This is a genomic window from Salipaludibacillus daqingensis (genome assembly GCF_029891575.1).
GTDB classification, from domain to species: domain Bacteria; phylum Bacillota; class Bacilli; order Bacillales; family Salisediminibacteriaceae; genus Salipaludibacillus; species Salipaludibacillus daqingensis.
On the sequence record NZ_JARZHF010000001.1, the window covers coordinates 562,830 to 581,855 of the forward strand.

Annotated in this window: 20 protein-coding genes; all 20 read right to left on the minus strand. The window is 37.5% G+C overall.

The genetic code is table 11. The features are described 5' to 3' along the window. Window positions 1-193: 193 nt before the first annotated feature. On the minus strand, window positions 194-664 hold the full coding sequence (gene greA / locus QDN89_RS02925; RefSeq protein WP_280768574.1) for a transcription elongation factor GreA: 471 nt from the start codon (window positions 662-664) through the stop codon (window positions 194-196). A 433-nt stretch (window positions 665-1,097) separates the two neighbouring features. Beyond that, a complete protein-coding gene (gene udk / locus QDN89_RS02930; RefSeq protein WP_280768575.1) occupies window positions 1,098-1,733 on the minus strand; it encodes a uridine kinase in 636 nt (211 codons plus the stop codon). After that, window positions 1,730-3,007 (minus strand): peptidase U32 family protein, encoded by a 1,278-nt coding sequence (locus QDN89_RS02935; protein ID WP_280768576.1) that lies wholly within the window; start codon window positions 3,005-3,007, stop codon window positions 1,730-1,732. Before QDN89_RS02935 ends, udk begins: the two co-directional genes overlap by 4 nt. Before the next feature lie 64 nt (window positions 3,008-3,071). Then, window positions 3,072-4,001, minus strand: coding sequence for a peptidase U32 family protein (locus QDN89_RS02940; RefSeq protein WP_280768577.1), 930 nt, complete (start codon window positions 3,999-4,001; stop codon window positions 3,072-3,074). A 12-nt stretch (window positions 4,002-4,013) separates the two neighbouring features. Next, the gene (locus QDN89_RS02945) at window positions 4,014-4,673 is read right to left on the minus strand and encodes an O-methyltransferase (protein ID WP_280768578.1); all 660 of its coding nucleotides are present in this window, start codon (window positions 4,671-4,673) and stop codon (window positions 4,014-4,016) included. A gap of 117 nt (window positions 4,674-4,790) precedes the next feature. Continuing rightward, a complete protein-coding gene (gene mltG, locus QDN89_RS02950) occupies window positions 4,791-5,924 on the minus strand; it encodes an endolytic transglycosylase MltG (protein WP_280768579.1) in 1,134 nt (377 codons plus the stop codon). A gap of 221 nt (window positions 5,925-6,145) precedes the next feature. Then, window positions 6,146-6,451, minus strand: coding sequence for a DUF1292 domain-containing protein (locus QDN89_RS02955; protein ID WP_280768580.1), 306 nt, complete (start codon window positions 6,449-6,451; stop codon window positions 6,146-6,148). A 17-nt stretch (window positions 6,452-6,468) separates the two neighbouring features. Beyond that, window positions 6,469-6,885, minus strand: a complete 417-nt coding sequence (gene ruvX / locus QDN89_RS02960; RefSeq protein ID WP_280768581.1) for a Holliday junction resolvase RuvX — start codon at window positions 6,883-6,885, stop codon at window positions 6,469-6,471. Beyond that, a complete protein-coding gene (locus tag QDN89_RS02965; RefSeq protein ID WP_280768582.1) occupies window positions 6,882-7,154 on the minus strand; it encodes an IreB family regulatory phosphoprotein in 273 nt (90 codons plus the stop codon). Before QDN89_RS02965 ends, ruvX begins: the two co-directional genes overlap by 4 nt. A 98-nt stretch (window positions 7,155-7,252) precedes the next feature. Beyond that, a complete protein-coding gene (alaS, locus tag QDN89_RS02970; protein ID WP_280768583.1) occupies window positions 7,253-9,889 on the minus strand; it encodes an alanine--tRNA ligase in 2,637 nt (878 codons plus the stop codon). 386 nt (window positions 9,890-10,275) lie between these two features. Beyond that, window positions 10,276-11,364: an AI-2E family transporter gene (locus QDN89_RS02975; protein WP_280768584.1), complete on the minus strand. Its 1,089-nt coding sequence runs from the start codon at window positions 11,362-11,364 to the stop codon at window positions 10,276-10,278. 102 nt (window positions 11,365-11,466) lie between these two features. Then, window positions 11,467-11,658 carry a hypothetical protein gene (locus QDN89_RS02980; RefSeq protein WP_280768585.1) on the minus strand — a complete coding sequence of 64 codons (192 nt, stop codon included), beginning with the start codon at window positions 11,656-11,658 and terminating at the stop codon, window positions 11,467-11,469. A 19-nt stretch (window positions 11,659-11,677) separates the two neighbouring features. Beyond that, complete coding sequence (locus QDN89_RS02985; RefSeq protein WP_280768586.1) at window positions 11,678-11,866, minus strand: hypothetical protein; 189 nt, start codon at window positions 11,864-11,866, stop codon at window positions 11,678-11,680. Window positions 11,867-11,914: 48 nt separating this feature from the next. Beyond that, entirely contained in the window at window positions 11,915-12,379 is a 465-nt protein-coding gene (locus QDN89_RS02990) for a PRC-barrel domain-containing protein (protein ID WP_280768587.1), read from the minus strand. 25 nt (window positions 12,380-12,404) lie between these two features. Further along, window positions 12,405-14,714, minus strand: coding sequence for an SF1B family DNA helicase RecD2 (gene recD2, locus QDN89_RS02995; RefSeq protein ID WP_280768588.1), 2,310 nt, complete (start codon window positions 14,712-14,714; stop codon window positions 12,405-12,407). Between the two features lie 7 nt (window positions 14,715-14,721). Beyond that, entirely contained in the window at window positions 14,722-15,396 is a 675-nt protein-coding gene (locus QDN89_RS03000; RefSeq protein WP_280768589.1) for a tetratricopeptide repeat protein, read from the minus strand. A 72-nt stretch (window positions 15,397-15,468) separates the two neighbouring features. Next, window positions 15,469-16,575, minus strand: a complete 1,107-nt coding sequence (gene mnmA, locus QDN89_RS03005) for a tRNA 2-thiouridine(34) synthase MnmA (RefSeq protein ID WP_280768590.1) — start codon at window positions 16,573-16,575, stop codon at window positions 15,469-15,471. A 21-nt stretch (window positions 16,576-16,596) separates the two neighbouring features. Continuing rightward, window positions 16,597-17,742, minus strand: a complete 1,146-nt coding sequence (locus tag QDN89_RS03010; protein WP_280768591.1) for a cysteine desulfurase family protein — start codon at window positions 17,740-17,742, stop codon at window positions 16,597-16,599. A gap of 24 nt (window positions 17,743-17,766) precedes the next feature. Then, window positions 17,767-18,186, minus strand: a complete 420-nt coding sequence (cymR, locus tag QDN89_RS03015) for a cysteine metabolism transcriptional regulator CymR (protein ID WP_280768592.1) — start codon at window positions 18,184-18,186, stop codon at window positions 17,767-17,769. Beyond that, complete coding sequence (locus tag QDN89_RS03020) at window positions 18,170-18,826, minus strand: YczE/YyaS/YitT family protein (protein ID WP_280768593.1); 657 nt, start codon at window positions 18,824-18,826, stop codon at window positions 18,170-18,172. Before QDN89_RS03020 ends, cymR begins: the two co-directional genes overlap by 17 nt. Between the last annotated feature and the right edge of the window lie 200 nt (window positions 18,827-19,026).

Here is a 19,026-nt window from a genome sequence, read left to right on the forward strand (position 1 = left end):
TCGTACATCCTCCTTTTTCCTCTTTCTGGTTATTAATAGTATAATTCATACATTATAAAAATACGATATGTATTGTTGGTTTTTGACCGTATTTCCTTATTTTTTGTATTTAAAACCTTTTCGATTAAAGTTTCTTTTCTTTCTAATCTAAAACACCCCAGCATGGATCATGCCAGGATGTAAATAATTTGAATTATTGAACTTGTGTAATTTCTACCTTCATGTCTCCTCCAGGTGTCGAAACAACAACCTGCTCACCAATCCCTTTTCCAAAAAGACTCTGTGCCATTGGAGAATCATTTGAAATTTTCCCTTCAATCGGGTCTGCCTCGGCACGACCAACAATCGTGTATACTTCTTCGTCTCCATCAGGTAATTCTTTGAATGTTACAGTTTTTCCTAATGAAACAACAGAACTATCTGAATCTTCTTGAATAATTTGTGAATTTCTAATCATTCCTTCAATTTGTTGAATTCTGCCTTCCACAAATGCTTGCTCTTCTTTTGCTGAATCATATTCTGAGTTTTCAGAGAGATCACCGAAACTTCTAGCGACTTTTATTCGTTCAACAACTTCTTTACGTTTTTGAGTTTTTAAATATTCCAATTCGTTCTCTAACTTTTCTTTACCTTCTAATGTCATATAGTGCTTGTCTTCTGTCATGTTTTCCACTCCTTAAAAAATACATCTTTATTAGCGAACGCTTACATGTTTCATTGTTTTTCAAAAATTTAACTTTCTTTTTTTTTCAGAAACGGGTTGAAAAGACCAAATGGTGATCATAGTCATATGAATACTTAATACATAATCGTGATAGACGATTGGAATGACCATCTTATTGAAGTGTATGGTCATTGGATGACAGCAATGCCTCCTCAACAAAACTTATCAAGAATAAACGGTAAGCGCCCAACCAGTTCTGTATAGGGCTTCCTAGAACGGGTGAGGCGCTGTGACCGTCTTTTTATTTTCATTTATCCGCTTCTTGTAATCATTTCCTATGTTCATGTATGTTATTATAAACAAAACTTCGCTATTAGCCAAGGGTTTCGCTAAAAAATTCCTTTTATTTGTTAAAGCTTTCTACATTTTCCTTTTAAATCATCGCTTTTTCTTCCAGTATTGTTTTTACTTTTGTAACCATAAGGTCAATAGCAACATGGTTATGACCACCTTCTGGAACAATAATATCCGCGTATCGTTTCGTTGGCTCGATAAATTGTAAATGCATCGGTCTAACGACTGATGTATATTGATCAATCACAGAATCAATCGTACGTCCCCGCTCTTGAATATCTCGCATGAGTCTTCGAATGATACGAAGGTCTGAATCGGTATCTACGAAAAGCTTAATATCCATCATATCACGTAGTCGATCATCTTCTAATATAAGAATACCCTCTAAAATAATAACATCTCTCGGTTCCACTTTAATTACTTTCTCAGAACGAGTATGGTTTGGATAATCGTAAACTGGTTTTTCAACCGATTCCCGATTAAGCAAACGTTTCAAATGATCCAATATTAATTGATTATCAAAAGCTAAAGGATGATCGTAATTAGTCTTCAACCTCTCTTCCATTGGAAGATGAGTCTGATCTTTATAGTATGCATCTTGTTCTAGCATTAATATGGACTGGGCAGGAAATTGACTGTAAATTTCATTTGCTACTGTTGTTTTCCCTGAACCGGACCCTCCAGCTACGCCAATGATGACAGGTTTTTTGTTCATGATTGTACTTCCTTTCTCATCATATTATCTGGGTTTACCGGTTTTTCAACCTTAAACCTTACTATTTGAAGTGGATGTCGTGCGGCATCAAGTTCTTTTCCATCTTCATCCCAAATTTCACCAACTACTTGCATATAATTTTCAATCTCTGGACCAAAAAATTCTATTCGATCACCTGGTCGAAAATGATTCCTTTGCTGGAGCGTGACGATTTTTGTTTCTTCATCATAACCTAACACAACTCCTGCAAAATCAAAAGTTGTTTTCTGGCTATGCGTACGAAACATTTGTTCTTCATGTCCAGGAGTATTTTCAAAAAAAGCTGGTGCCGTTGGTCGATTTGCACATTTGGCTAATTCTCTCAACCATTCAGGATCAATCTCAAAGTGATCAGGATCTGCACAATAAGCATCAATCACTTTACGATACACGCTGACTACCGTTGCAACATAGTGAATTGATTTCATTCGTCCTTCAACCTTAAGACTATCGATCCCTGCCTCAACTAATTTAGGAATGGCTTCAATTAAGTTAAGATCTTTAGGTGACATAGCAAAAGGTGCGTCTTCTTGATCGAATAAAGCTGTCTCTTGATTGGAACTTGTATTGGTTTCCTCATACAAAAAATAGTCCCATCGACATGACTGGCAACATCCTCCTCTATTTGAGTCTCTTGCTGTCATATGATTACTTAGTACACACCGACCTGAGTAGGAAATACACATCGCTCCATGAATAAACGTTTCAATTTCAATATCCACATTTCTTTTCATTTCCAACATTTCTTCAAGACCGACTTCTCGAGCAAGGACAACCCGATCCAATCCTTCTTGCTTCCAAAAATTAATCGCTTGCCAGTTAGACAATGACTGTTGCGTAGATAAATGCACTTCCAATTTCGGGGCTACCTGTTTACATGTTTCTATAATTAACGGATCTGCAACAATAATTCCTTTCACACCAACTCGTTCAAGATCTTGTAGATACTCTCCTAGCCCATCCATATTTTCATTATGAGCAAAAATATTCGTAGTTACGTAAATATGTGATCCATATTTTGCTGCAAAAGCCACACCTTCTGCCATTTCTTCTGTAGAGAAGTTATCTGCATTTGAACGTAAACCAAAGTCTCGTCCACCTATAAAAACAGCATCTGCCCCATAATGAACCGCCACTTTTAATTTCTCTAAGTTCCCAGCAGGAGCCAATAGTTCAGGTTTTTTTGTGATCACTCTTTTGCCTTTAATGGTCGATGTAACACTTTGTTGTTCCATTTGCGATCACTCCTTTATCAATGTTTCTAATGTCGTCCATCGAAGTAATAACACACAGACAAATCTAATACACCGTTTCTTTGAAAAAGAATCCAGTATCTAAGCCACGATTCGAAGGTTGTGCTTTTTTAACTTCTGCTAAAAAGTATTCTTTTTTTTCTTCGTAGTCACTTGGATTAATTAAGTATAGGTCAATAGCTTGCCGATATAACTCAGTCATTTTTTTAATATATGGTAAATCCTTTTGAATGCCATCAATTTTAAACGCATCGACACCAGCATCTAACATTTCTTCAAGTTCATCAATAATACACATATCCTTTGGGCTCATAATATGTGTGCCATTTTTATCTTCCCAAATAGGATACTTCGCATCTCTTTCAGGGTCATGAAGAATCAAACTTTTATCTTTGCTTCTTCCTTGAACTTTTAAATCTTTCCCTTGAAAAGCCATATAATTTCCTACAAGCATTCTCTTTGATTGAAACATACATGTCATACCATGAACTTGCACTTCAATCTCAACCTCTGCCTCTTCTTTAATTTCCACAATTGCGTCCATATTAAGCTCTCGGGCTAGTACAGCTCTCGTGGAACCTTTTCTCCCCCAATAATTTGCTGTATACCAATTCGTAGCTGTTGTCTCTGTGTTCCAATGTAATTTCATGTTAGGTGCGTGTTCTTTAACATTCATTAACACAGCAGGATCACCGAATACAATCGCGTCTACACCCACTCGATCTAAAAATTGAATATAGTCAGGTAATAATGGGAGCGACTCGTTATGAAACAGTGCGTTCATCGCAACATAAATCTTGGCACCTTTTTCATGAGCAATAGCTGTTGATTGCTCTACAGCTTGCCTATTGAATTCTCCAGCCAGCCTTAATCCAAATGTTTCTTCCCCAATCATTATTGCCGTCGCTCCAGCTTCTATAAGTGGAGAAATATCCTCAACACACGTCGGAGTTACTAACAGTTCTGGTTTTTTCATCGCTTACTCTCCTTACTCATTATCCACCTCTATTTTTTTACTTACCATTAATCCATCACCTACAGGTAACAATACAGACTGGAATCGTTGATCATTCATAAGTTTCTCATTATAAGCTCTGATTTTCTTAACAAGAGCCCTTAATCCTCTACTTTCAGGTGTTGCTGTTGATGATACCATGCCTTTAAAAAGGACATTATCTGAAAATATAAGGCCTCCAACTGAAACCATTGGCTCATACAAGGTGAAAAAACGTTCATATTGTCCTTTCGCTGCATCAATAAATAGAACATCAAAGGGGCCTTTATTTTCAACATCTCCGGAAACGTCTAAAGCGTCACCCTCTACTAGGTGAAAACGAGATTGAAATGAAGCTTTTCGAACGTTATCTAAAGCAAGTTTTGCTCGTTCTTCATCTCGCTCTATGGATATCACTTTTGTTTGTGGTAAATCGTTTAACATTCTAATCGCTGAATAACCGATTGCTGTCCCGATTTCTAGTATTTTAGCTGGTTGCTGGACTCGTAAAAATTGAAGCAACGTTTCTATTCCATCTAATTCCATAATAGGTATTTCATACTCTTTCGCATATGTCTCAAGCTCTAAAATGACGTCATGTCTTTCTCGAACTAGTGACTTTATATATGATATTTGGTCGCCATGTATATCCATAAAAAAAGCGCCTCCTTTAGGTGCTTTTTGCTCACAATTTTATAGCCATTATCTTTGACCGATATATTTTATCATAAAAAGAAAGAGAATGCGACAACATTCTCCTTCTTAAAAACATTACTGGTATTGCCCAACGACTTCTTGATGTTCTGCATAACTTTCATTAAAATAAACGTCTCCCTCTGGTGAGTGGTAGAAGTATAAATAATCATGTACTTCTGGTTCCAATGCAGCCGCAATCGATGCTTGTCCTGGGTTATTAATTGGTCCAATAGGAAGACCACTAATATAATACGTATTATAAGGGGATTCAATTTCTAAATCTTCAAGTAATGTTCTAGATAAGTGCTCTTCGTGAGCATACGCTACGGTAGGATCCATTTCTAGTCGCATTGGAACGTCTAAACGGTTTCGAATAACTCCGGAAATGGTCGATCTCTCCTCATCATTTCGAGCCTCTCCTTCGATAATCGAAGCTTTCGTAAGCAATTCATGGAACGAATCATCTGACTGTTCCGCTCCTGTTTCCTCTAAAGCACGTGATGTTCTATCTAACATCGCTTCAATCACTTGTGTTGCAGTTAGCTCTTCCTCAACAAAGTCATACCTAGAAGGGAACATATAACCTTCTAAAGGTTCACGAATCTCTTCATCTAGAATAACATCATCTAACATCGTATAATTTTCAATAAGCTCATCTAGATACTCTTCATCTCGAGCTTGTTCTGCAAGTTCATCAGCTTCCAAATTGGTTTCATTTGCGATGCGGTCAAATATTTCTTCAAGCCACAATCCTTCTGGTATAGTAAAAGAAATCGCATAACCTTCGTACACTCTTCCTTCTTTTAGTTCTACCATGAGTTCATCCATACTCATCGATGGAGAAAAACGGTATTCTCCAGCTTGAAATCCAGCCTCATTTTGAAAGCGTGAATAGTATCGAAACATTGTCGAACTACTAATTATTCCTTCTTCTTCTAAGATATCTCCAATCGAGGATGGAGATGAGCCAATAGGAATATTCACTTCTACTTCTTCTTCACTATCTTCATCTAGTGGGCCAATTGCCCCCATTACATAGCGATATGTTCCAAATCCAACAGCAGCAACGACGAGAATAATGGCAACAAAGAAAAATAAAACAATTTTACGGACGAGACTCGCTTCTCGTTTTTTTTCCTCCATTTTTATATAATGCTTTTCTTTTAATTCATTTTTTTGTTTTTCATTATGTTTTTTTTCATCTGACACAACCGCCACTCCTTTCACCTTTCCCATTATACTATATCTTTCAAAAAATTCGATGGGTTGTTTTTGAAAATATTCTAACTTGTGAAGTTTGAATTCGTTTGTCTAATTCTTCCGCAGATTCGCGGAATTTGTCCATGTTTTTTCAAAAAATAATTATTAAAGCAAAATAAAATACCCTGCAGTAAATTCTTACTGACAGGGTAAAACGAAAAAGATAAGTTTTATTCTTCTTCCATTCCATCTGAAAATGTGTTTAACAGTTCTTCAACCATTTCCCACTCTTCATCTGTTTCAATTGGGAAAAGAGCCAACTCTTCTCCTTCTGGTTCTTCAAATCGGAAAGCATGGACTTCTATTTCGTCGTCTTCACTTTCATTTGAGCCTTCTGGTGCAAGAACCATATACGATTTTTCTGTTGAATCAACATCGAATGTAAACAACACTTGAAATAAATGTTCGTCTCCATTTTCATCTGGAATCACAATGCGCTCATCTTCACTAACTTCATTAATATTTACATCTGACACAAAAATTTCCTCCTTGATTAGGACTGACGATCTAAATAACCTTGTAAGATCATAACAGCCGCCATTTTATCAATTACTTTTTTTCGTTTTTTTCTACTTACATCAGCCGATACAAGCATTCTTTCAGCTGCAACGGTAGTCAACCGTTCATCCCAAAGATCTACAACTAAATTTGTCCTTGCTTCCAATTTTTTCGCGAAATCTTGGCAAAGCTCGCCACTTGGACCAATCGTACCATTCATATTTTTAGGTAGTCCTACGACAACCTTTGTTACATCATTTTCTGAAATTAATTTTTCAATTCGTAGAAAATCTTCTTCCGGCTCGTCCTGGTTTCGTTTAATTGTTTCGATTCCTTGAGCCGTCCAACCGAAGGCGTCGCTCACAGCGACGCCTATTGTTTTTGTTCCAACATCTAACCCTAAGGCTTTCATAGCTTCTCCTTTTGATGGTGAGCTAAATACGATCGAACCAATTCTTCAATCAGTTCATCTCGTTCTATTTTTCTTATGAGGGTCCTGGCATCGTTGTGACGAGGAATATATGCAGGATCCCCAGACAATAGGTACCCAACAATTTGGTTAATTGGGTTGTAGCCTTTTTCTTCAAGGGAAGAATAAACTGTTAAAAGAACATCTTTTACATCTTCATTCATTGAATCATCGTTAAAATTAAACTTCATCGTATTATCCATCGAACTCATAGCACTCCCACCTCTCTCCTTCTTTGAAAGAAAAGGTTCAAACATTGTCCACTTTAGTTTAATATACTTGTCTAATATTGTACACATTTCTTGTTTAATTAGACATTTCTTTTTATTAATTCAGGGACAATGTTCAAAGCTTCATCTATTTTAGCTGGATTTTTTCCACCTGCTTGTGCCATATCAGGGCGGCCACCACCTCCGCCACCACAAACCGTTGCCACTTCTTTTACGATATTACCTGCATGGTGACCTTCTTTCACTAAATCTTTTGAAACACTAGAAACGATACTGACTTTACCACTACTTACAGATGCAAGTACAATAATTCCCGATTCTAATTTTTCTTTTAAAGAATCTGCCATCTTACGCAAACCATTCATGTCTGTACCGGTGACTTTTTTAGCTAGTACTTTGACACCGTTAAGCTCTAGAACATCGGATAACAAATCTCCTGCCTGAAGTTGACTTAATTTTGCAGATAGTGACTCGTTTTCTTTTTCCTTTTCTTTTAACAGCTTTTGAAGTTGGTCTGCCCTGTATGGAACTTCTGTAAGTTTCGTTTTCAATATACTAGCAGCTTCTCGTAATTTATCCACTTGACCATTCATAAATTCGTAAGCTTTTTTTCCTGTCACAGCTTCTATTCGACGAATACCTGCTCCGATTCCTGCTTCTGATACAATTTTAAACAAACCTATTTCGGCTGTATTATTTACATGACATCCACCACACAGTTCGACACTGTAATCATTTACTTGAACAACACGAACCTTATCCCCATATTTTTCACCAAATAGAGCCATGGCCCCCATTTCTTTCGCCTCTTTAAGAGACTTGACTTCCGTTTTTAACGTAATACCTTCCCAAACTTTTTCATTCACTATTTGTTCGATCTTCTCTATTTCATCTTCAGATACTTGTCCAAAATGTGAAAAGTCGAATCGAAGTCTATCCTGTTGAACTAGCGATCCTGCTTGGTTAACATGTTCACCAATCACATCTTTTAATGCTTGATGTAATAAGTGCGTAGCAGTATGATTTTTCACAATACCTGTGCGGGTCCTACCTTCCACTTTAGCTTCTAGCCTTGCGCCTTGCTTAAGCTCTCCTGATTGAACATGAACAGTGTGAAGATTTTGACCGTTTGGAGCTTTTTGGACATCAATAACTTCAAGTACTACTTCTTGATTGTTTAAGCTTCCAACATCAGCTACTTGACCACCACTTTCTGCATAAAAAGGCGTTTGATCAAGAATAATTTGAACTTTTTCATCTTTAGAAACTTTTTCTACAAGTTCTTTATCTTTTACAATTGCCTTTACAACCGACATCGATTCTAGATTATTATATCCAGTAAATTCACTTGGTTCATTAATACTGCCTAATATTTCATCTTGTAACTGCATGGAACCAGATTCCTGTCTTGCTGCTCTTGCTCTATCTCGTTGCTTTTTCATTTCTTTTTCGAAACTCTCTCGATCTAACTGCAGACCAGCATCTGCTACATACTCTTCGGTCAAGTCTACTGGGAAACCAAATGTATCATATAGACGGAATGCATCTTCTCCTGAAATCATCTCAGATTTAGTTTCTGTCGCTTTTTCGATTAGTTTATTTAACATCGCTAAACCATCGTTTAATGTCTCATGAAATCTTTCTTCTTCTGTTCGAACGACTTTTTCAATGAAAGTTTGCTTCTCTACCACTTCTGGATAGAAGTCTTTCATGATTTCACCTACAACTGCCACCAACTTATACATGAACGGTTCGTGAATATCTAACTGTTTTGCATAACGGACCGCTCTTCTAAGTAATCGGCGTAAAACGTAGCCTCTTCCTTCATTGGATGGAAGAGCCCCATCCGAAACTGCAAATGTAACAGTACGAATGTGGTCAGCAACAACTTTAAATGCTGTATCGATATCCCCGTCTTTTCCGTAAGATTTACCTGAAATTTGCTCAGATAAGCGGATGATTGGAATAAATAAATCGGTGTCGAAATTCGTTCTTGCATCTTGGATAACGGACACCATTCGTTCTAACCCCAATCCTGTATCAATATTTTTCTTAGGTAGCGGCGTATAACTTCCATCAGGATTATGATTAAACTGAGAAAAAACAAGGTTCCACACTTCTAAATGCCTTTCATTTTCTCCGCCAGGGAACATTTCAGGATCATTTGGATCATTACCATATTCTTCTCCACGGTCATAAAAAATCTCTGTATTAGGCCCACAAGGTCCTTCACCAATATCCCAAAAATTTTCTTCTAGTCGAATAATCCTCTCTTCAGGTAATCCAATTTCCTTGTGCCAAATATTAAAAGCTTCGTCATCATTCGGATAAATCGTGACAGCTAATTTGTCAGCGTCAAAACCAATCCATTTTTCACTGGTTAAAAATTCCCATCCCCAGTGAATGGCTTCTTTTTTAAAGTAATCCCCAATAGAAAAGTTTCCAAGCATTTCAAAGAATGTGTGATGCCTAGCTGTTTTCCCAACGTTTTCAATATCATTTGTTCGAATTGATTTTTGTGCATTTACTATTCTTGGGTTGTCAGGAATCACGCGTCCGTCAAAATACTTTTTCAATGTAGCTACCCCACTATTGATCCAGAGTAACGAAGGATCTTCATGGGGAACAAGGGATGCACTTGGCTCCACGCTATGACCTTTTTCTTTGAAAAAATCGAGAAACATTTGTCTTACTTCAGCTGAACTTAGTTGTTTCATCTTAATTACCTCCTTGTTTATTAGCTTCTTTGATCTCATTTTATGTCATCAATGACAGCGGGGTAGAGGCTCTCACAGAAGCTTATCCCATAAAAAAAAACCCTCCCTTTAAAAGGGACGAGAAAATATCACGCGTTACCACCCTAGTTACATAGTAAGATATCATTACTTACCATGCCACCTCGTCACGAATAACGGTCGAGTACCGGCAGGTTTTAGCCTGCTCTCAAGAGTAGCAAATAATCACTCTTCACCCAGAATTTCTTTCAGCCTAGGAAATTCTTCTCTGCTGCTAACCTTTAGCATGGATGGACTTTGATTATCTTTCTCTGTCATCAAATTAAGTATATGTATATTCGTTATTATAGAAATGCAATTCGCATTTGTCAATCATATATCCCTCTTCGCTCCCTGATTATTTGCCTCCAATGCAGAGCGAGGACCTTCAGAACAGCAAAAATTGGCACCGCCAAAATGAGACCAACAAACCCTGCCAACTCACTCCCTAAAATGAGTGCAAAAATGATCAATAGAGGGTGAGCGTGAATACTTTTTCCTACAATCACAGGGGCTAATACATTGGCTTCTAATATTTGTACGGCAAAAACAATAACAAGCCCTAAAATCATCAGTTCAATGGACTCAGTCAGAGAAAGCAACAAAACCGGTACACTTCCTAATATAGGTCCGAAATAAGGGATGATATTCGTTAGCCCTATAAAGATAGCTAAAAGACCTCCATAAGGCATATCAATAATCCAGAAACCGACCAAAGAAAGGACTCCTACAAATATTCCAACGATGATTTGTCCTCGAATATAAGAACCTAACGTATGATCTAATTCCTTAATAACCTCTTTACCTGTTTTACGCATCCGTTTTGGTGTAATATACCAAACGGATCTCTGCAGTAAAGGAATATCTTTTAACCCATAAAATACGATAAATGGGATAACAAATAAAAGTAGCGTCCAATCCAATAATGTCATGAGAGCACTACCTATCTCTTCTAATGCTGTCCCTACCCAAGCTTCCCCTCGATGAACCCATTCATCGATTTGGTCTTGAACGGCTTTAGGAAAATAAGAAATTTCCTGATACATAGTCTGTAGAATTTCTCGATACGTTTTCGTTATGTCTGGGAGTTGTTCTAAAAGTGCTTCACCTTCTCTTATGAGATAAGGTGTACCTTTCAAGATTATTGTGACAAACATACTAAGTATTATCGCAAAAATAAATAAAATCGATAACGGTCTAGGTATATTCTTTTTCTCCATAAATTCTACAAAAGGATGAACTAAGTAAATAATAAAACCTGCAATTAGAAATGGGATAATAACTTTCATCATTGTTTTAAAAAATGGCGTTAAAAACGAGAGAAAGAAAAAAAGCCCCGCTACTAATAAAGCAACTAACAGAATGATAACAAGTCCATATATCCATTTTTTCAACTGATCACTTGAAGGATTGATCACAACAGAGCCCCCCCTAACCCAATAATATTTATTGAATTCTGTTGAAAAGACAGACGTGAATAATCACGTCTGTCTTCACAGCCTTAACGTATTTATGAAACATTATGAGAAAGATTTTGATATTTGTCTTCTCACCTGATTCATCATTCGTTGATTAGGCATAAGCTCTTCTATCATGGAAAAATCCATAGAAGTCATCCGCTTTTTCCAACGTCTTTTTGTTTTTCTATCCATTGAAGCAACGTACGCATATGCTCCCACTCCAACGGCAACTAAAGATGCTAGGGCTCTCATTAAGATCACCCCCTTATTTTTACAAGTCAATCTGCCTTTCATTTTCAGCAAATAAATCGTCAAGGGAGCTTAACGAACCGTCCGCTTCCACCTGGTGGAGGTGTAGCTGGCGATCAGACACTGATAGTTCAATAAAGCAATCCCAGCAATAGTACTGGTTCGTTCCAATTTTACCTATATCTCGACTTTTACAATTTGGGCAACGCATAACACCCCTCCTAGGATATGAATATTGCCAGTATTTCAGACAGTAGAATCAATCCAGTAACAACGTCTGATTATCTTCCACTGCAAAGTGTTTCGTTTTTACAACTTTAAAACCTTGTTTCAAATCCTCAAACAGGCCTTCTGTCAATTCATACCCTAAAATTTTTCCCGAATCTGGCAAAAAATATACATCTTCAACGATTCCAATCATCTCCCCATCTTTTTGATTCACCGCTCTACCTATAAGTCGGTGTTTCCCATGAAGAAATCGTGAATCGGAATGTTTTTTTGCCACGAAGGGGTGGTTTTCAGTAACAATAAAGCAATGTTTATCTTTGGATGCCACAACCGAGAGTGGTAAGACGTGCTCTTTTGACCACCAGCGTCTATTTTGAACCCAATAACCTGTAATTCTTCCCTCTTTTAAGCAATACGTAAGGTCAGTAATTACACCAAGCTGATGATTGTTCCCATTAAGAATGGGTGCTCCCTTGACTTTTTTAAAGGTTCTCAAGGATTTCCTCTCCTTTCGAACACTCTTAGTCTTTAGCAGCACCCTCTGATTCATTCGTGTATTCCATTTCCAATCCAGCTATCTTTTCCTTTAATGTTGTATTTCGCCTCACATCACGATTCGCTTCAACAGCTATTTCCATCGCTTTCCAATCACCACATAATAAAAGAAATTCCTTTGCTCTTGTAATACCAGTATAAATTAATTTTTTCCGTAACATCCTATAATACCCTCTCACAACTGGCATGATGACGATCGGAAATTCGCTTCCTTGCGATTTATGAATCGAGCAACAATAAGCATGCGTGATTTGAGTTAAGTCAGGTTTCGTATAAACAACTTCTTCCCCGTCAAAAGAAATGACGATCTGAAGCTGTTTTTTAGTATTTTCTTTCTCTGTAAAAATAGAGACGATTTCTCCTCTATCTCCATTATAAACGTTGTCTTCTGGATTATTAACCAACTGTAGGACCATATCTCCAACCCGATAAACCACATCTCCAAATGGCACTTCTCTTCGTTGATCTGTTTTAGGGTTGAACAGCGTCTGTAACATATCATTTAAATTTTCCACACCTGCAACCCCTCGGTACATGGGAGCTAACACTTGGATATCTTTGGCTCGGAATCCTTTTGCTACCGCTCTTTGGCAAATTTGTTTCACTGCTTCAGGAACCTTTTCTTGTTCACATGGGAAAAAACGTAAATCTTTGCTATGTTGATCAATCATTTCCGGTAGTTCACCGTGTTTAATTTGGTGAGAAAATTCTATAATTTTTGATCCTTCTGATTGACGATAAATATCAATGAGTTGTACAGATGGTATGACTCCTGAATCTAACAAATCTGCCAGCACTTGTCCCGGACCTACCGATGGAAGTTGGTCCTCATCGCCAACAAAAATAACTTGCATATGATTTGGAACTGCTTTTAACAGTTGATTCGCTAACCATGTATCCACCATCGACATCTCATCAAGAATGAGAAGTTCTCCTTCTAATTGATCATCTTCGCCTTTTTCGAAATAATCACCATCAATTCCTTTAAAACCAAGTAGCCGATGGATTGTTGACGCAGGCAAACCTGTGGATTCTGTCATTCGTTTAGCTGCTCGTCCCGTTGGTGCAGCCATAAGGATAGGGAACGACTTCTTTTTTTTGTGGTAATCGTTTGGATCCACCGAAATTCCTTTTAACTGCCCGATCACTTCTATTAAACCTTTGATCACCGTGGTTTTCCCTGTTCCTGGTCCACCCGTTAAAATCAAAAGAGGAGAGTGCAAAGCTTGTTCAATCCCCTCTCGTTGAGATGGCGCATAGCTAATTCCTAGGTCTTCTTCTACTTTTCCTAATGCTTTTAAAAATTCAGACTCAGGAAACTCATCCATCTCTTTTTTATTTGCTAACAATCGTTGCAGATTTGTAGCAATTCCACGTTCGGCAAAATAAAGAGAAGGCATGTACATTCGCTGGTCCTCAACAATTACTTTACCCTCTTCGCCAAGTTGAATTACTTGTTCCGCTATATCTAGCGGAGATATTTCCTCATGAGTTCCTTTTTCTAATAGAAGTTTTGCCTCTTCAATCACTTTTTCATTTTCGACAAAAACATTCCCTTCACTAAGGGATTGATCTTGAATAACAAATAAGATCGCAGCCCGCAAACGGTCTGGATGATTTCCCGTTAATCCTTGTTTTCTGCCAATTAAGTCTGCTTTCGAAAATCCAATCCCGTCCACATCTTCCACCATCCGAAACGGGTTCGATTGAATGACCTTTAAAGCCTCCGTATGATAAGCTTGATATACTTTCATCGCAAGCTGAATTCCGAAACCAAATTCGTATAGCTTTAAAAGGACTTGCTCTATACCCTGATCTTCCATTAATGTTTCATATATTTCGGTTGCTTTCTCTGGCTTTATTTTTGGGATGTTATCAAGTACTTTTCGATCGTTTAAAATCATTGATATGCAGTGTACCCCTAGATTTTCTACAATCGCCTCAGCCGTTTTTTTCCCGATTCCCGGGAAGCGATCACTCGATAAGTATAAAATAATCCCTTGAGTTGTTTCCGGCATCACTTTTTGTGACTGTTCAAACTTATATTGACGTCCGAACCTAGGGTGATCTGTGAAAACACCGTGGAAAAGATACGTGAGGTCTCTTTCAGGTTCTGGCATCATCCCTACCACTGTTACTTCTTTATCGTCCAATTTTTCAGCCGATTCATTCACCCGCATTTTCGCTACCGTATAGAGAGTATCCTCGTTATGAAAAATCAAATGAAGAAGCTCTCCTTTTATATAATCTTTATTTTCTTCATTTGACTGATTCATCATAATCCTACTTTCTTTCGTCCTCATTATTCATTGCAACGTTCATTTGTTTTACACCGTTAGCTGCAAGAGCATGATCAGGTTGAATTTCAAGTGCTTTCTCAAACATTTCCAAAGCTTTTTCTGCATCTTCATTATACGCATATCCAACACCAAGGTTGAAATAACTATCTGCATGTTCAGGATCTTGCTTTACGACTTTTTCAAATTGTGGAATCGCTTCATTGATCTGCTCCGTTTGGGCTAAACACATGCCATAATGAAAACGAGCATCACTATCTGATTCATTCAGTTCTACCGCTCGACTCAAACTAGGAAGAGCCCGAACAAAATCACCTAGTTGATAAAAACTCATCCCAAGCATATAATACACGTCCCCTTCATGGAGTCCATGGGACATTGCTAACTGATACAGTTCTACCGCTTCTTTAAATTGATCTTGATTAAATCGTACATTTCCTTTTCCGTAATAAGCTGTCGCTAAATTTTTATTTAACTCAATCGCTTTATCGTAAAACGCAATCGACCGGTCGTCTTCTCCAACTGCCGATAATAAGTTCCCAAAATTTATATAAGCAATGGCATCTTTAGGGTTTTCCTCAATTGCATCATTTAATAATTTCGCTGCTTCTTCAATATTTCCTTCTTGCATTTCTTTGACGGCTTGTTCATTTTTATCCATTGTAGAAACTCTCCTTTTCATCTTCTCTCTATTTTATCTCTTATTGCGGACACAGAAAAGGACTGATTATTATCAGTCCTTGATTACCACATCAATCGTTCCCCCACCAAGACATACTTCTTCATTATAAAACACAACGGATTGACCTGGCGTAACCGCTCGCTCTGGCTCATCAAACCAAACTTTTACACTGCCATCTGGTAACGGTTCAACTGTTACTCCATGATCATGCTGTCGATATCTGAATTTTGCAGTGCATTGAAAAGATTCTACAGGTGTCTCTCCTGAAATCCAATTTAATCCTTCTGCAACTAAACCATTGGAATATAGTGCCGGGTGATGAAACCCTTGTCCAACAAGTAGTACATTCGTGTCTAAATCTTTCCCTACAACAAACCATGGTTCCCCAGCTCCACCGATACCAAGTCCCTGACGTTGGCCAAGTGTATAATACATGAGACCATCATGTTTCCCTTTCACAATTCCATCCAATGTTTGCATTTCACCTGGTTTAGCTGGCAAAAATTCACTAAGAAATTCTTTGAAATTTCGTTCGCCGATAAAACAAATACCTGTGCTGTCTTTTTTTGAAGCCGTAGCAAGTTCTGCTTCATGGGCAATTTCACGAACTCGTGGTTTTTCAATTTCTCCTAGTGGAAACATGACATGCTGTAATTGTTCTTGGCTAAGTGCATTTAGAAAGTAGGTTTGATCTTTATTTTGGTCAATCCCACGAAGTAACTCTACTTTATTATTCGTACGCCTTACTTGGGCGTAATGACCAGTAGCGACATAATCTGCCCCTAAAGACATAGCATGATCTAAAAAAGCCTTAAACTTAATTTCTTTGTTACACATGACGTCTGGATTTGGTGTTCTACCTGCTTTATATTCTTCTAAAAAGTACGTGAATACTTTATCCCAATACTCTTTTTCAAAATTCACTGCATAATAAGGAATATCAAGTTGGTTGCAAACTCGGATCACATCATTATAATCTTCCGTTGCTGTGCAAAACCCAGAATCATCGGTATCATCCCAATTTTTCATAAAAATTCCGATAACTTCATACCCTTCATCTTTTAAAATTTTAGCTGTAACAGAAGAGTCAACACCTCCAGACATCCCTACTACGACACGAATATCGTTTTTATCCTTTCCACTTATGTGAGCTGACATTCTACTCACCTCCTAGATGTTTCATTTTAATTTCATCAATCGTTTCATGACTTTAATAACAAGGTAAGCAGCTTTATCGACTTGTTCATGATCATTTCCATAACCGAAGCTAAACCTAACTGCTGAATGACTGAGGCTTTCGTCATCATACATTGCCATCAACACATGAGAAGGGTTGATCGATCCTGCAGTACAAGCTGAACCACTTGATACAGCGACACCTTCTAAATCTAGATTCATCAATATAGATTCAATATTCAAGCCAGGAAAGCTAACGTTTAAAATATGGGCTAACCCTTCATTCTCAGAACCATTTAAATGATAAGGGATGTGAGCTTCATTAAAAATGTCTAACATTCTTTTTTTGAAGTGATTATATTGTTCTTTTCGTTGTTCACGCTCTTTTACTGTTAGTTCCAACGCTTTTTTCATGCCAACAATAGCAGGAACATTTTCCGTTCCTGCTCTCCGCTTTCTTTCTTGTTCTCCTCCAAACAGTAATGGAGATAACTTCACACCTTTTTTTGCATACAAAAAACCAATTCCGTTCGGACCGTTTAATTTATGACCTGAAGCAGCTAATAAATCAATTCCTTGTACTTTCACGTCTATTGGTTCCATTCCGACTGCTTGTACAGCATCCGTATGAAAAATAGCTTGATGCTCAGATAACAAGTTCCCAATCTCTTGAATAGGTTGTATTGTCCCTACTTCATTGTTGCCAAACATAATAGAAACAAGAATTGTCTCGTCACATATCACTGAATGAAGTTGATCAAGAGACACAACACCTTGCTCATTTACGTCTAAATATGTCACCCGAAAGCCTTGTTTTTCTAAATATTGAAATGCATGAAGCACCCCATGATGCTCGATTTTGGTAGTGATGACATGCTTCCCATTATGTTTATTAGCATTAGCCGAACCGATTACAGCTAAATTATCTGCTTCCGTTCCTCCACTTGTAAAAATAATTTCTTCAAATGAAGCGTTGATTATTTGAGCAATATATTCTCTCGATTGATCCAACCCTCTTCTAGCATCTCTTCCAAACCGATGTATACTAGATGGATTCCCAAAAAAAGTCTCATTATACGGTTGCATTGCTTTTAGAACTTCTGGATGGACTGGTGAAGTCGCTGCATGGTCCAAATAAATACTTTCCATATATTGTTCACACCTTTAAATTTCTTAAATATAAAACATATAATTCTCTTGGTCACCTTCGCCTTCAAAGTTAGCCAAATCATCCAATGTTGTAGAATCTAACACGTCTTTTACTGCATCGCGAATCTTTATCCATAAATCTCTTTTTGCAGGTTCTTCATCGTCTATGATTTCCACAGGCGTAATTGGTCCTTCAAGAACTCGAATAATATCTCCAGCCGTAATTTCTTCTGGATTTTTAGACAGCATATAGCCCCCATATGCTCCTCGGACACTTTTCACCAATGTCGCGTTTCGAAGTGGAGCAATGAGTTGTTCCAAATAATGCTCAGACAGATTGTGGTCGTTAGCAATCGACTTCAATGACGTAGGACCCTCTCCATGTTTTTTCGCTAATGCAATCATAATTGTTAAACCATAACGTCCTTTAGTTGATATTTTCAACGTTCATCCCTCTTTCCATTCTTCTATCTACCCACTGTTGACAATAAATTAATGAAATGCCTGTAATGTGACCAATGAATAAACTAAACAATATCGTACCAACAAATACTGGACCTCCCAGTCCCCATCCAACAGCTAACACGATAATTTCCATCATAATTCTAACTTTTGCAACGGAAGCACCTGTTTTTTGAGAAATAGCCAACATCATACTATCTCTAGGTCCTGCTCCACATCTTGGAGAAATATATACACCAATCCCAAAACCCATAATAATAATTCCAACGAGAAGCATCATACTTTTTGCTAAAAGGGATGGTGGTGTTTGTAATATAAATAAAAATAAATCCACAAACATTCCAACAAAAATCATATTTAAATAGGCACCTAACTTCGGTAACTCTTTCGATATAAGTGTCGAAACGAGAAGAAGTAAAAATCCCATGATGACTGTCCAACTTCCAACAGTTAAACCAAAGTGATTCGTTAACCCTATGTGCAGAACATCCCAAGGGGCACTTCCTAGTTCAGCGGTAATCATTAACGCAATACCAAAACTCATGATCATGATACCAATGAGAAAAACGCCCCACCGAAACCAAGGCGTTTCTGAAAAAATCCGTTCATTTATATAATCCATTCATGTCCATTCCTCTCAAGAAAAAAACCTATGGTAAAACGAAAATCTTGTTCATATCTAGAAATCATTATAGCATAGAACAAGGACTTCTGTTCCAACTTGAGCATGAACAATGATACAAATCTTCATAACAACTGCATTTTACTGATGATTACGATAAAATGCAATCATTAGCGTTTGCTAAATCCTAATCATTAATA